The sequence below is a fragment of the Pseudomonas sp. SWRI154 genome, assembly GCF_014268645.1.
In the GTDB taxonomy this organism is placed as follows: Bacteria; Pseudomonadota; Gammaproteobacteria; order Pseudomonadales; family Pseudomonadaceae; genus Aquipseudomonas; species Aquipseudomonas marvdashtae.
In genome coordinates this window covers 105,301-119,351 of sequence record NZ_JABWQW010000015.1, presented here as the reverse complement: position 1 = coordinate 119,351, position 14,051 = coordinate 105,301, and the positions used below count along the sequence as shown (strand labels likewise).

Sequence of the window (14,051 nt, the reverse complement as noted above, 5' to 3'; positions counted from 1 at the left end):
CCTGATCCCATCCCGAACTCAGCAGTGAAACGATGCATCGCCGATGGTAGTGTGGGGTTTCCCCATGTGAGAGTAGGTCATCGTCAAGATTAAATTCCGAAACCCCTATCTGCTGACGCAGGTAGGGGTTTTGTTTGTGCGCCCAGCATGGGCGCAATCTTGTGGGTGAAAGTCCCGCCGTAAGCTGACCACAGCGAACGAAGTGAAGCGCAACTGCATGAGGGCGACCGAGTGTGGGGAGGAAGCGTGAATCGAAGCCATGAGCCGATGTACAAGAACCGGATACAAGGCGGAGCCGATCAGGGCGAGCGGGCATGCAACCGCAAAGCTCTTGTGGAGAAGTTCTTCGATCGGGTCGACCACGACATTTTGATTGATCGTTTACGCAAGCGGATTGCGGATCGGGCGGTTATCCGGCTGATTCGGGCGTATCTGGATGCGGGAACGCAGATCAATGGAGTAGTCGAGAAAAGCCGCTGCGGGGCGCCGCAAGGCGGTCCGCTGTCGCCGTTGTTGGCGAATGTGCTGCTGGACGAAGTGGATCGAGAGCTTGAACGTCGGGGCCATTGTTTCGTGCGTTATGCCGATGATGCGAATGTGTACGTTCGCAGCAAGAAGGCTGGGCAGCGAGTGATGGTCCTGCTGAAGCGTCTGTATGAAAAACTGCACTTGAGCGTCAACGAGAGCAAGAGTGCGGTGGCGAGCGCGTTCGGTCGCAAGTTTCTAGGCTATGCCTTTTGGGCGTCGCCCAAAGGCGTCAAGAGAGCGGTAGCGGTCAAGGCGCGTAAGCAGTTCAAACAACGTATCCGCTGGCTTACCCGGCGCTCAGGTGGACGCAGTTTGCAACAGGTCGTCGACCGTTTAAGGCCTTACCTGCTGGGTTGGAAGGCTTATTTTGACTTGTCACAAACCCCTCGAATCTGGCGAGAGCTGGACGAGTGGATACGACACCGACTCCGAGCGATCCAGCTCAAGCAGTGGCGGCGCGGTTCAACGATCTATCGGAGTTACGCAAGTTGGGAGCAAGTGAGGCTGTTGCCCGTAAGGTAGCGGGAAACTCTCGCTGCTGGTGGCGCAACAGCCGCTGTGAACTCAACCGAGTACTCGTATAGCGTGGTTCGACAGAATGGGTTTACCGCGCCTCTCCTGACCTCAATCTCTCGAACCGCCCGGTGCGGACCCGCATGCCGGGTGGTGTGGCAGGGGAGCGGCCTGTTAAAGGCCGTCCCCTATGCCGATTGCCCGCAGGAAAGTTCTTACGACAGACACGGACAGCTCCTGGCTGTCACAGCCACCCGACAGTGCTAAGGTTCTGCCCTAGCTTTTGCACTTTTCAAGGATGCCCTTATGCCAGACGCGACGTCCCTCACCCCTGCTTTCATGGTGGTCCATGGGAATCGCCTCGATGAGCTGCGTAGCCTGGTAATCAGCCTGATGCGGCGTTATCCGCTGGGGCCTCTTGAGAATGAAATCGCGCTGGTGCAAAGCAACGGCATCGCCCAATGGCTGAAGTTGGCACTGGCGGAAGATCCCCAGGACGATGACACGGGCGGTTGCGGTATTGCGGCTGCCATTGATGTGCAGTTGCCCGGCAGCTTTATGTGGCAGCTCTATCGGATGGTACTTGGCCGTGACGAAATTCCGGCCAAGTCGCTGCTGGATAAGGCTCCGCTCACGTGGAGGCTGATGCGCCTCCTTCCGCAATTGATCGAGCAAACCCATTTCGAACCCCTGCGACGTTTTCTTACCCATGACACGGACTTGCGCAAGCGATACCAACTGTCTGAGCGCCTGGCCGATCTGTTCGATCAATATCAGGTATACCGGGCCGACTGGCTTGAAGACTGGGCGCAGGGACGACATCAGACGAGAAGTGTCCGTGGTGAAGCCAAGCCGCTCGCTCCGGCAAATTGTTGGCAAGCGGAGTTGTGGCGGGCCTTGTTGCTGGATGTGGGTGAGAAGGGCATGGCCCAAAGCCGAGCAGGAGTTCATCAACGCTATATTGAGCGGATCAATAGCCTGGATGTCGCTCCCCAAAGTCTGCCTGCGCGAGTAATAGTCTTCGGCATCTCCTCATTGCCTGCACAAGCTCTTGAGGCTCTCGCCGGTCTGTCACGATTCAGCCAGGTTCTGTTGTGTGTCCACAACCCGTGCCGTCACCATTGGGCTGACATCGTGGCCGACAAGGATTTGCTTCGCCATCAATACAAGCGGCAGGCGCGCAAGACCGGCATGCCAGACACTCTCGACCCGCAAACTTTGCATCAGCATGCTCATCCGCTCTTGGCGGCCTGGGGGAAGCAAGGACGTGATTACATCAACCTCCTCGACAGTTATGACGATCCAGACACCTATCGTTCGGTATTTCGCGAGGGACGGATCGATTTGTTCAGCGAGAGTGATCCCACGACCCTTCTTAGCCAACTGCAGGATGACATCCTCGAATTGCGCCCCTTGGACGAAACCCGGGAACACTGGCCGGCGGTCGATACCGAGCGAGACGGATCGATCCGTTTTCATATTGCCCACAGCGCCCAGCGCGAAGTTGAAATCCTTCATGATCAATTGCTCGCCCATTTCAGCAAGGACCCGACCCTGCGCCCTCGGGATATCATCGTCATGGTCCCGGACATCGACAGTTATGCGCCGCATATCCGGGCGGTATTCGGCCAGCTCGACAGGACCGACCCTCGTTTCATTCCATTCACGCTGACCGACCAGGGCCAGCGTGGACGCGACCCGCTGTTGATTGCCGTCGAGCATTTGCTCAAGCTGCCTGATAGTCGCTTCCCGGTCAGCGAAATCCTTGATTTGCTGGATGTCCCGGCATTGCGCGAGCGGTTCGGCATCGACGAGGCTGACTTGCCGACACTGCACCGCTGGATCGAGGGAGCCGGCATCCGCTGGGGAATGAGCGCCGAGCATCGTGCCGGGTTGGGTTTGCCTGCGGAGCTTGAACAGAACAGCTGGCGTTTTGGCCTGCGTCGCATGTTGCTGGGATACGCGGTCGGCACCTCGCAGGCTTACGAGGGCATTGAGCCCTATGACGAAATCGGCGGCCTTGACGCCGCATTGATCGGTCCGCTGGTTGCTCTGCTGGACGCGCTTGAGGTCGCCCATCAAGAGCTTAGCCAACCGGCGTCACCCCAGGATTGGGGCTCGCGTCTGCATGATTTAATGCAGTTGTTCTTCTTGGCGAGCAATGAACATGACGACTATTTGTTGGCCCAACTGGAGGACCTGCGTGAAACCTGGCTGGAAACCTGTGATTCGGTTGGACTGGATGACGAGCTGCCTTTGACGGTCGTGAGAGAAGCCTGGCTGGCCGGGCTGGATCAGGGGCGATTGTCCCAGCGCTTCCTCGCCGGCGCGGTCAATTTCTGTACCCTGATGCCGATGCGCGCCATCCCCTTCAAGCTGGTCTGCCTGTTGGGGATGAACGACGGTGATTACCCACGAGCGCAACCACCGTTGGACTTCGACCTCATGGGTAGCGACTACCGACCTGGCGACCGTTCCCGGCGTGAGGATGACCGCTACCTGTTATTGGAAGCGCTGCTTTCTGCACGGGAGAAGCTTTATATCAGTTGGGTCGGCCGCAGTATCCGTGACAACAGCGAGCGGCCTGCATCCGTCTTGATCGGCCAGTTGCGTGACCATCTTGCCAGCGGCTGGCAATTGCCAGATGGCAATGGCGAGCTTCTCGAAGCACTGACCCAAGAACATCCTTTGCAACCGTTCAGCGCCCGTTACTTTTATCAGGGCGATGATCTGTTCAGCTATGCCAGCGAATGGCGCACGCTTCACCATAACCACGATCCGGTCGCCACGCCTCCAATGTTGGCACCCTACGTCCAGGAAGAACCCTTGGCCCTTGGTCAATTGCAGGACTTCCTACGCAACCCTGTCCGTCATTTCTTCAGTCAGCGGCTCAAGGTATTTTTCGAAACCTTTGAAGCTCCGCTGGCGAATGACGAACCCTTCGTCCTCGATGCCCTGCAGCGCTACAGCTTGAGTGACAGCCTGCTCGAGGCCGCGCTCGTTCGCCTCGATCAACCGGATCTGGCCCTGGAGGCTCATGCCAGGAGGTTACAGAACAGCGGCCTGTTACCCATGGCTGGTTTTGGTGAATGCATGCAGCGTGAGTTGGTCGAGCCGCTGCCTGACCTGCTCCAGCGTTACCAGCAGCTCCTGGCGTTATGGCCAACCCCGCTGACAAGCGCGTTGCCTGTCAGCCTGCAACTGAACGATGTCAGCGTAGAAGGCTGGCTCAGCGGCTTGCACCAGCGATCCGATGGTGAAGTCCTGGCCATCACCGCGATCCCGAACAGCATTGGCTCTGCCAAGACCCGCAAATGGCATCGCCTGATACGCCCCTGGGTCAACCATCTCGTAGCCTGCGCCAGCGGACTTTCGATGACGACGGCATTGGTCGCCAGCGACGATAGTTTACTACTGGCGCCTTTTGAGGAGACGGTTGCGCGAAAGCTGCTCGGCGATCTGTTGCAAGCCTGGCAGAGCGGTATGCGCCAGCCTTTACCGATAGCGGTGAAGACGGCTTTCGCCTGGCTCGGCCAGGGCGACCCGGACAAAGCCGAGGCGGCGGCTCGAAAAGCCTATGAAGGCGACGGGTTGACGTTTGAAGGTGAGCGACGCGAAAGCCCGGCGCTAGCTCGACAATATGCCGACTTCGATGCCTTGATGGCTGACGAAACATTTCCCGATTGGTGCGATGCGCTTTACCGACCGCTAATCGAAGCCGCGTGGCGTTCATTGGCCGCCGAGGAAGGACGTTCATGAGCCGGCAAATCCCTTTGGCCCTGGCCTTTCCGCTACGTGGCAGCCAGTTGATCGAAGCCAGCGCCGGGACTGGCAAGACCTTTACCATCTCGGCGCTGTACCTGCGCCTGGTGTTGGGGCATGGCGGTCCGCAGAACCGGTTTGGTCGCGAGCTCCTGCCTCCGCAAATCCTGGTGGTGACTTTTACCGACGCCGCCACCAAGGAACTGCGTGAGCGTATCCGCACGCGCCTGGCAGAGGCGGCGCGGTTTTTTCGCGACGAAATTCCTGCCCCGGACTCGTTGATCGCGGCGTTGCGCGACGAGTTCGATGCAGAGCAATGGGCAGCCTGTGCGAACCGACTCGATATTGCCGCGCAGTGGATGGACGAAGCGGCTGTTTCGACTATCCATAGCTGGTGCCAGCGGATGCTGCGCGAGCACGCTTTCGACAGCGGCAGCCTGTTTACCCAGACCTTGGAAACCGATCACAGTGAACTGCTCGGCGAGGTGCTGCGCGACTACTGGCGACTGTTCTGCTACTCGATGCAGGGCGAAGCGTTGAGCTGGGTGCGCACTCATTGGGGCGGGCCCGCCGCGCTACTGCCGCGAGTTAGAGGGTTGTTTGCCAGCGCGCGCGGCAATGGCGATGGACTTGCCCCTGCAGAACTCATCGCCGCGTCCCTGCAGGAGCGCAGCGCCGCCTTGCTCGATCTCAAGGCGCCTTGGCGCCAATGGGCCGTGGAGCTATTAGAGATCTGCCGGCAGGGCGTTGCCAATAAAAGCGTCGACGGGCGCAAGATGCAGGCCCGTTACTTCGAGCCGTGGTTTCAGAAAATCACCGCCTGGGTGGAAGACGAAAGCCTCGAACTCCTGGATATCGGCACCGGCTTCACGCGATTGACGCCCGAGGGCATGGCAGAGGCCTGGAAAGGCGAGGTGCCCAATCATCCCGGACTGGACGCCATGTCGGGCCTCAAGGCCAGCCTGGATGCGTTGCCTACCCCGGAGGCCGCAGTGTTGCAGCATGCCGCGCAGTGGGTCGGGGCGCGCTTCGAAGCGGAGAAACGTCGCCGGGCGGAGATGGGCTTCGACGACATGCTGTTGCGCCTGGACGCGGCTTTGCAGGCTGAGGGCGGGGAGCGCCTGGCGAGCTTGATTCGCGAGCAGTTTCCAGTCGCTTTGATCGACGAGTTCCAGGACACCGATCCGGTCCAGTACCGCATCTTCGAGAGCATCTACCGCATTGAGGATAATGATCCCGAGACGGGGCTTTTCCTGATCGGTGATCCAAAACAAGCCATCTATGCTTTTCGCGGTGCCGACATCTATACCTACCTGCGCGCCCGGCAAGCCACGGCTGGTCGGTTGCATACGCTGGGAACGAACTTCCGCTCCAGTCATGCCATGGTCAGCGCGGTGAACCATGTTTTCCAGAGCGCCGAGTCGCGTCCGCAGGGGCGCGGAGCTTTCTTGTTCCGTGAGCCATCGGGTAGCAATCCAGTGCCGTTCCTGCCTGTCGAGTCCCAAGGACGCAAGGAGTCTTTGCGGGTCGCGGGACAGGCCGTGGCAGCCCTGAATATCTGGCACCTGGCTTCGGACCAGCCCATTTCCGGCGCGGTGTATCGACAGCATATGGCCGCTGCTTGCGCCAGTGAAATCACGGCGCTGCTGAACGGTGGCCAGTCGGGGCGTGACGGATTTGTCCTGGATGAAACAATGCGTCGCGGGATTCTGCCCGCCGATATCGCCATTCTGGTACGCGATGGCAAGGAAGCGCAGGCCGTGCGGGGCGAGTTGTCTGCTCGCGGTGTGCGCAGTGTGTATCTGTCGGACAAGGACTCGGTCTTCGCCTCGCAGGAAGCACGGGACCTGCTGACCTGGCTCAAGGCTTGCGCCGAGCCGGATGTCGAGCGACCGCTGCGGGCAGCGCTGGCCAGTATCACCTTGAATTTGCCACTGACAGAGTTGGAACGCCTCAACCAGGATGAGCTGGCCTGGGAAAGTCGTGTCATGCAATTCCGTGGCTATCGGATGGTCTGGCGCACACAAGGCGTGCTTCCCATGCTGAGGCGTCTGCTGCACGATTTCAAACTGCCCCAGGCGCTGATGACGCGCGATGACGGTGAGCGCGTGCTAACCAACTTGTTGCACTTGTGCGAGCTGTTGCAACAGGCGGCGGTCGAGCTGGATGGCGAACAAGCGCTGATTCGATATCTTTGCGAACACCTGGCATTGACCGGGCAAGCGGGAGAAGAACAAATCCTGCGCCTGGAAAGCGACGAGCAGTTGGTCAAAGTGGTTACGATCCATAAATCCAAGGGACTCGAATATCCGTTGGTTTTCTTGCCGTTCATTTGCTCGACGAAACCGGTCGACGGCAGTCGGTTGCCTTTGCATTACCACGATGAAACCGGCCAGGCGCAGATAAGTCTCTCGCCTACCCCCGAGCTGATTATCAAGTCCGATGACGAGCGTCTGGCCGAGGATCTGCGCCTCTTGTACGTAGCGCTCACGCGCGCGCAGCATGCGTGTTGGCTGGGTGTCGCCGATCTCAAGCGCGGCAGCAACAATCGTTCGATCCTGCATCTGTCTGCCCTGGGTTATCTGCTCGGCGCAGGCGCGCCGTTGACCGAGTCGATGGGACTGGGACGGTGGCTGGAAGATCTGCAACAAGGCAGCCAGGCGGTGAACTGCCTGGAGATGCCGCAGCCCAGCGCCGAACACTACCGGCCTGCCCGCAACGACGCGTTACTGCTCGAGCCCTTGCTGCCCGAGCGTAAGGCCAGTGAAAACTGGTGGATCGCGTCCTACAGCGCATTACGCTTCGGTGACAGCCTCAATGCGGGTAGCGACACCGCACCGGAGAATCCGCAGGCGCAGAAGCTGTTCGATGACGAGCGACTCGACCCGGACGCGCCGAGGGAAGCTGTCGCTGCCGGCGGCGATATCCACCGCTTTCCCCGCGGTCCCAACCCTGGCACTTTTCTTCACGGACTTCTGGAGTGGGCCGCCGGCGAAGGCTTTCCAACGACGCCGGCGATCATCGAGGACGCCATTGCCCGGCGCTGCAATCGTCGGGGCTGGAACGGCTGGATCAATACGCTTGGCGATTGGTTGTTGCACCTGATCACAACGCCTTTGCCGAGCGGTGCGGACCAGACTCCGGTGGTGTTGGGGCAGTTGGAACGATTCCAGGTCGAGATGGAGTTCTGGTTCGCCAGCCATAAGGTCGACGTGCTCAAGCTCGATAACCTGGTCTGCCGATCGACCCATGGTGGCGTGGCTCGCATCGCTGCGGAGCCGGTGTTGCTCAACGGTATGTTCAAGGGCTTCATCGACTTGACCTTCGAGCACGACGGTCGTTATTACGTGGCCGATTACAAATCCAATTGGTTGGGTATCGATGATGCGGCCTACACCGAGCAGGCCATGGAGCAATCGATCCTGGACAATCGTTACGATCTGCAATACGTGTTGTACCTGCTGGCCCTGCATCGCCAGCTCAAGGCGCGCTTGCCCAACTATGAATACGACCGGCACGTGGGTGGCGCGTTATACATCTTCCTTCGCGGAACGCGCGCAGCCAGCCAGGGCGTTTACTTCACCAAACCCCCACGAATCCTTATCGAGCAACTCGATCGCCTGTTCCAAGGGGCGCCCGAACCCAAGGCCGAGCCGGCGTGGGTGCAGGGAGAATTGTTATGAGTCGTTCTTTTGCCGATCTGCTGCCCAAGGCGTCCGATGACGAGAGCCTGATGAAACTGGCGCCCTTGGGCCACGCCAATGACCTTTTACTGTTGCTCACGCGGTGGGTGGAGCGCGGTTGGCTGCGGGCACTGGACAAGGCTTTTGTCGCGTTTCTCCATGAATTGGCGCCTGATGACGACCCGTTGGTCTTGCTTGCCGCGGCACTCACCAGCCATCAACTGGGCCACGGGCATGTCTGCCTGGACTTGTTCGAGACACTCAAGGAGCCGGATTTTGCACTGTCATTGCCCCCGGAAGGTGACCTGCAAAGCGGGGCACTGCTGCCGTCCCAGGTGTTGCGAACCCTGGAGGGGGCCCATTGGTGCAAGGTCCTGGCATCGAGCCGGCTGGTAGCCCTGGCTGTCGATAAGGGCGAGGAGGCGCAGCAACGCCCGTTGGTACTGTCCGGCAAGCGCCTTTACTTGCGTCGTTACTGGGGATACGAACGACGGATCGATGAGGCGTTGCGCCAGCGACTGGCCGAACATGAAACTGCTCCCGCTGACCTGGGCGAGCGCCTGGCCGGGTTGTTCGGGCCGGCCAGCAAGACAGCACCGATCGACTGGCAGAAACTGGCCTGTGCGTTGGCGACACGGAGCGCCTTCAGCATCGTCACCGGTGGCCCGGGCACCGGCAAGACCACTACGGTCGTGCGCCTGCTCGCCTTGCTGCAGGCACCGGCCGTCGAGGCTGGAAAACCGCTGCGCATTCGCCTGGCCGCGCCCACCGGCAAGGCAGCGGCACGCCTGACCGAGTCCATCAGCCAGCAGGTCCGCACGCTGGATGTGACCGATGCCGTGCGCGAACGCATTCCCTGCGAAGTCACCACGGTCCACCGGTTACTGGGCAGCCGTCCCGGTACCCGACATTTTCGTCATCATCGGGGCAATCGATTGCCACTGGATGTATTGGTGGTCGATGAAGCGTCGATGATCGACTTGGAAATGATGGCGAATTTGCTGGATGCGCTGCCGGCTCATGCGCGGTTGGTATTGCTGGGGGACAAGGACCAGTTGGCTTCGGTAGAGGCCGGTGCGGTACTGGGGGATTTGTGCCGGGATGCCGAGGAAGGCTGGTACAGCCCGCAGACCCTGGCCTGGCTCGAGTCCGTCAGCGGGGAAAACCTGACGGCCAGCGACCTGAAGCAGGACCTCGATGGTGCTCACCCCTTGGCCCAGCAAGTGGTAATGCTCAGGCATTCGCGGCGTTTTGGCGAGGGCAGTGGTATCGGCCAACTGGCTCGCAGGGTCAATGCGCAACAGCCTGAGCAAGCCCGTCAGTTGTTGTCGCAAGGCCAATATGACGACCTGTTTACCCTGGCCTTGAAAGGTGAGCACGACGGGACGCTTGAGCGTTTGTTGCTCGACGGCCTGCCAGCCGGGCCACAAGGATATCGGCATTATTTGAGCGTAATGCGGCAACTGCGCCCGGCCATTTCTCGCCCGTTGGAAGATCACTGTTGGGCCGATTGGGCGCGGGATGTCCTGTCGGCATTCGACGAGTTCCAGCTGCTTTGCGCCGTACGCAAAGGTCCGTGGGGCGTCGAAGGGCTGAATCTGCGAATCACCGCCGCACTGCTCAGGGCTCGCCTGATCGAAAATGATCACCTGTGGTACGAGGGGCGTCCGGTTTTGATGACCCGCAACGACTATGGGCTCGGATTGATGAACGGCGATATCGGCATTGCCCTCAAGCTGCCCGAGCGTGACGGGCCTGACGCGGGCAAACAGGTCTTGCGGGTCGCCTTCCCGCGTAACGATGGCCAGGGTGGCGTACGTTTCGTACTGCCCAGTCGCTTGAATGATGTGGAAACCGTGTACGCCATGACCGTACACAAGTCCCAGGGCTCGGAATTCACCCACACGGCATTGATTCTTCCCGATGCGTTGAATCCGGTATTGACCAAGGAACTGGTGTATACAGCCATTACCCGGGGCAAGCGCTGGTTCAGCCTGATAGAGCCGCGGGCGGAAATATTCGAGGAAGCGGTCCGGCGCAAGGTCAAGCGCTTGAGCGGATTGATGTTGGAATGGGAGCAGCTGAATGAATGATCAAGCTATAGCGGTGCAAAGTCTCGACCATGAAACGCCTGTTTCTTGTCGGAAGCCTCTATAGGTCATCGTCTCGCTGGCTTTTTGACACTGTGTTATCGTTCCGGCTCGTATCGACAGCCAAGAGATTGTCCATGACAACGACGCTATGGGAGACAGTTCGCAGGAAGCGATGCCGGCATTATTTGCCTGCTGCTCTCTTGTGTTTGCTGTCGCCTGTTGCTGTCGCTCAGGATCCACCGTCCACGACCCGAGCCGACCTGCGAGCCGAGGCGGTTGCGCAAGTCGTGATGGGCATTCTCAGCTACGCTCGCTGGCCTGTGGAGCCAACGCAGCTGCAACTGTGCATCGTCGGGCCGACCCAATACACGGACGATCTCGTCAAAGGCAACATCCAGGCCACCGGTCGGCCGGTGGTCGTGCAGCGAGTGCTGGCGGACCATCCAAGCATTCCCACCGACTGCAACGCCGTCTACATCGGCCAACTGACCGGCGATGAACGCGCCCGCCTGTTTGCCTCTTTGATCGGTAAACCGGTGTTGAGCATCAGCGAGGGCGGCGATCAATGCACTGTCGGCAGCCTGTTCTGCCTGCGGGTCGGTGATGAACAAGTGTCGTTCGAGGTCAATCTCGATTCGGTGGCCCGCAGTGGCGTGCGTATCCATCCGAGCGTGCTGCAGCTATCACGCCGCAGGCCTGCCGCACCATGAATTCGTCCAAACCACGGATTCGTCCTACGTTGGGCTCGGTCATCGGCCGCGGTCATTTGATCGTCGCGCTGGTGGCGATCACCATGGCCAGCGTTTCCCTGACGTTGCTGGGTGTACTTGCCTTGCGTGTCTATGCCGATCACAACTTGCACCTCATCGCCCGTTCCATCAACTACACCGTGGAAGCCGCCGTGGTGTTCGATGACGCGGCTGCCGCCACCGAAGCGCTTGCCTTGATTGCCAACACCGAAGAAGTGGCCGATGCCCAGGTGTTCAACGAGCACGGTCGATTGTTGGCCCACTGGCAGCGACCGGAAACCGGCCTGTTGTCGGAGCTGGAAATGCATATCGCCAAGGCCTTCCTGGAAAAGCCCATCAGCCTGCCCATCGTCCATCAAGGGCAGAATGTCGGCAGGATCCTGCTGGCAGGACATGGCGGCAGCCTGTTGCGTTTTCTGCTCAGCGGCCTGGCGGGGATCATTTTATGCACGGCGATCAGCGCCTGGGTCGCGCTGTTTCTGGCGCGACGTCAGTTGCGGGCGATCACCGGGCCTCTGCGCAGCCTGGCTGAAGTGGCTCACGCCGCGCGCTGCGAACGCGTCCTGGACCGTCGGGTGCCGCCGGCAGATATCGCCGAGCTGGACAATCTGGGCAATGACTTCAACGCGTTGCTCGCTGAACTTGAATCCTGGCAGACCCATTTACAAAGCGAGAACGAAACCCTGGCCCACCAGGCCAGCCACGACAGTCTGACGGGGTTGCCGAACCGGGCGTTTTTCGAGGGCCGGCTGATCCGTGCGTTGCGTAATGCCAACAAGCTCGACGAGCAAGTGGCCGTCCTGTATTTGGACAGTGATCGTTTCAAGGGCATCAATGACAACTTTGGTCACGCCGCCGGTGACGCGGTATTGACCGCCGTCGCGACCCGGGTCCGCGCGCAGCTGCGAGAGGATGACCTGGTGGCGCGCCTGGGCGGTGATGAGTTCGCCGTGCTGTTGTCGCCCTTGCACAAGATCGAGGACGCCGAACGTATCGCGGAAAAAATCATCGCCAGCATGGAGATGCCAATTCAATTGCCCGGCAATGCCTCGGTCCTGACTTCCCTCAGTATCGGCATTGCCGTTTACCCAGAGCATGGCGCCACGCCCGGCGCCCTGCTCAGTGCCGCCGATGCGGCGATGTATCAGGCCAAACGTCTCGCCCGAGGCGGCCAACACACGGCGGGGTCGGAGCACTCGGTCGCGGATCTTCAAACCAGGAGCTGATTGCATGCTTACAAATTCTCGTTTTCCTCTGCTGCGTTGCGCGGCATTTCTATGCATCGCGATTTTTACCCTGACTGCATGCCAGACGGCACCGCAGAAAGGGCTTTCCCCGGCACAGATAGCGGTCCTCAAGGAGCAGGGGTTCAAATTGACTGACGAAGGCTGGGCCTTCGGTCTTTCCGGCAAGGTGCTGTTTGGTAGCGACGTGGAAAGCCTCAACCCGGCCAGTACCGAGATCGTCGAGCGGATCGGCAAGGCGCTGCTGGGTGCAGGTATCGAGCGCGTACGCGTCGATGGCCATACCGACGCATCAGGCTCCCAGGCCTACAACGAACAATTGTCGATACGACGGGCCAACAGTGTCGGCAAAGTGTTGATCGGCGTCGGCATGCGCGAAGAAAACGTTCAATTACGCGGCCTCGGCAGCAGCCAGCCAGTCGCCTCCAACGACACCGCCAACGGTCGCACTGAGAATCGTCGCGTCGCCATCGTGGTCATCGCCGACTAGTCGGCGAACACCATCTCTCGGCTGGCGCCCATCAGCAATGGCTGGTTCTGTTCGGTCACCTCGCGGATGTAATCCCACAACAGGGTGATCCGCTTGAGCTTCCTCAGGTCTTCTCTACAGTACATCCAGAACTGCCGGGTCACGGTGATTTCCTCTGGCAGTACCGGCAGCAAACGCGGGTCTTGGGCGGCCAAAAAACACGGCAGGATTGCCAGCGACCGGCCTTGCTGCGCCGCCACGTATTGCGCGATCACGCTGGTGCTGCGCAGATGCGCATGCGCGCCGGGAAGCACGTTGGCCAGGTAGAGCAGCTCGGAACTGAACGCCAAATCGTCCACATAGCTGATGAACGAATGCTTGCCCAAGTCTGCCGGACGGTGAATGGGCGGGTGGTTGTCCAGGTATTGCTGGGTGGCGTAGAGCTGCAGCCGGTAGTCGCACAGTTTGCAGCATACATACGGGCCGTGTTCGGGGCGTTCCAGGGCGATGACGATGTCGGCTTCGCGCTTGGACAGGCTGATGAAGTGTGGCAGCGGCAGGATATCTACGGAGATCGCCGGATAGGCATCGACGAAGTGGCTCAACTGCGGCGTGACGAAGAAGCTGCCGAAGCCTTCGGTACAGCCCATGCGCACATGACCGGACAGCGCCACTCCTGAACCCGACACTTGCTCGCAAGCCATGTGCAGCGTGCTTTCGATCGACTCCGCGTAACCCAGTAATCGTTGGCCTTCGGCGGTCAGGACAAAACCGTTGGTCCGGGACTTCTCAAACAGCAGTGTACCCAGTGATGTTTCCAGCGAGCTGATGCGTCGGGACACGGTGGTGTAATCGACAGCCAGCCGTTTCGCCGCCGTACTGGCCTTGCGGGTGCGTGCCACTTCGAGGAAAAACTTGAGGTCGTCCCAGTTCAGCGACCCCAGGGAGGTGATGTTTTTTTGCATGATGGACCGGTTTTTATGTGCGTTCTTATTAGAAGTTTGCACATC

General features: G+C 60.0%; 7 protein-coding genes, 1 rRNA gene and 1 pseudogene. 8 read left to right on the top strand and 1 reads right to left on the bottom strand.

Annotated elements, in window-relative coordinates; translation table 11 throughout:
* The 8 genes and pseudogenes from rrf to yfiB form a co-directional block, all read left to right on the top strand.
* A 5S ribosomal RNA gene (rrf, locus tag HU806_RS15550) occupies positions 1-89 on the top strand; the annotation flags it as partial.
* Positions 90-333: 244 nt separating this feature from the next.
* A pseudogene (locus tag HU806_RS15540) lies at positions 334-1,150 on the top strand (reverse transcriptase domain-containing protein); the annotation flags it as partial.
* A gap of 197 nt (positions 1,151-1,347) precedes the next feature.
* On the top strand, positions 1,348-4,800 hold the full coding sequence (gene recC / locus HU806_RS15535; RefSeq protein WP_186612221.1) for an exodeoxyribonuclease V subunit gamma: 3,453 nt from the start codon (positions 1,348-1,350) through the stop codon (positions 4,798-4,800).
* Complete coding sequence (recB, locus tag HU806_RS15530; RefSeq protein WP_186612220.1) at positions 4,797-8,486, top strand: exodeoxyribonuclease V subunit beta; 3,690 nt, start codon at positions 4,797-4,799, stop codon at positions 8,484-8,486. Before recC ends, recB begins: the two co-directional genes overlap by 4 nt.
* Positions 8,483-10,579 (top strand): exodeoxyribonuclease V subunit alpha, encoded by a 2,097-nt coding sequence (gene recD, locus HU806_RS15525; RefSeq protein ID WP_186612219.1) that lies wholly within the window; start codon positions 8,483-8,485, stop codon positions 10,577-10,579. Before recB ends, recD begins: the two co-directional genes overlap by 4 nt.
* Positions 10,580-10,713: 134 nt before the next feature.
* The gene (gene yfiR / locus HU806_RS15520) at positions 10,714-11,289 is read left to right on the top strand and encodes a regulatory sequestration protein YfiR (RefSeq protein ID WP_186612218.1); all 576 of its coding nucleotides are present in this window, start codon (positions 10,714-10,716) and stop codon (positions 11,287-11,289) included.
* Positions 11,286-12,554, top strand: coding sequence for a diguanylate cyclase DgcN/YfiN (dgcN, locus tag HU806_RS15515; protein ID WP_186612217.1), 1,269 nt, complete (start codon positions 11,286-11,288; stop codon positions 12,552-12,554). The genes yfiR and dgcN overlap by 4 nt, the downstream gene beginning before the upstream one ends.
* A gap of 4 nt (positions 12,555-12,558) precedes the next feature.
* Complete coding sequence (gene yfiB, locus HU806_RS15510) at positions 12,559-13,062, top strand: outer membrane lipoprotein YfiB (RefSeq protein ID WP_186612216.1); 504 nt, start codon at positions 12,559-12,561, stop codon at positions 13,060-13,062.
* Here the strand turns inward: yfiB and HU806_RS15505 are convergent.
* Complete coding sequence (locus HU806_RS15505) at positions 13,059-14,006, bottom strand: LysR family transcriptional regulator (RefSeq protein WP_186612215.1); 948 nt, start codon at positions 14,004-14,006, stop codon at positions 13,059-13,061. The genes yfiB and HU806_RS15505 overlap by 4 nt on opposite strands.
* Between the last annotated feature and the right edge of the window lie 45 nt (positions 14,007-14,051).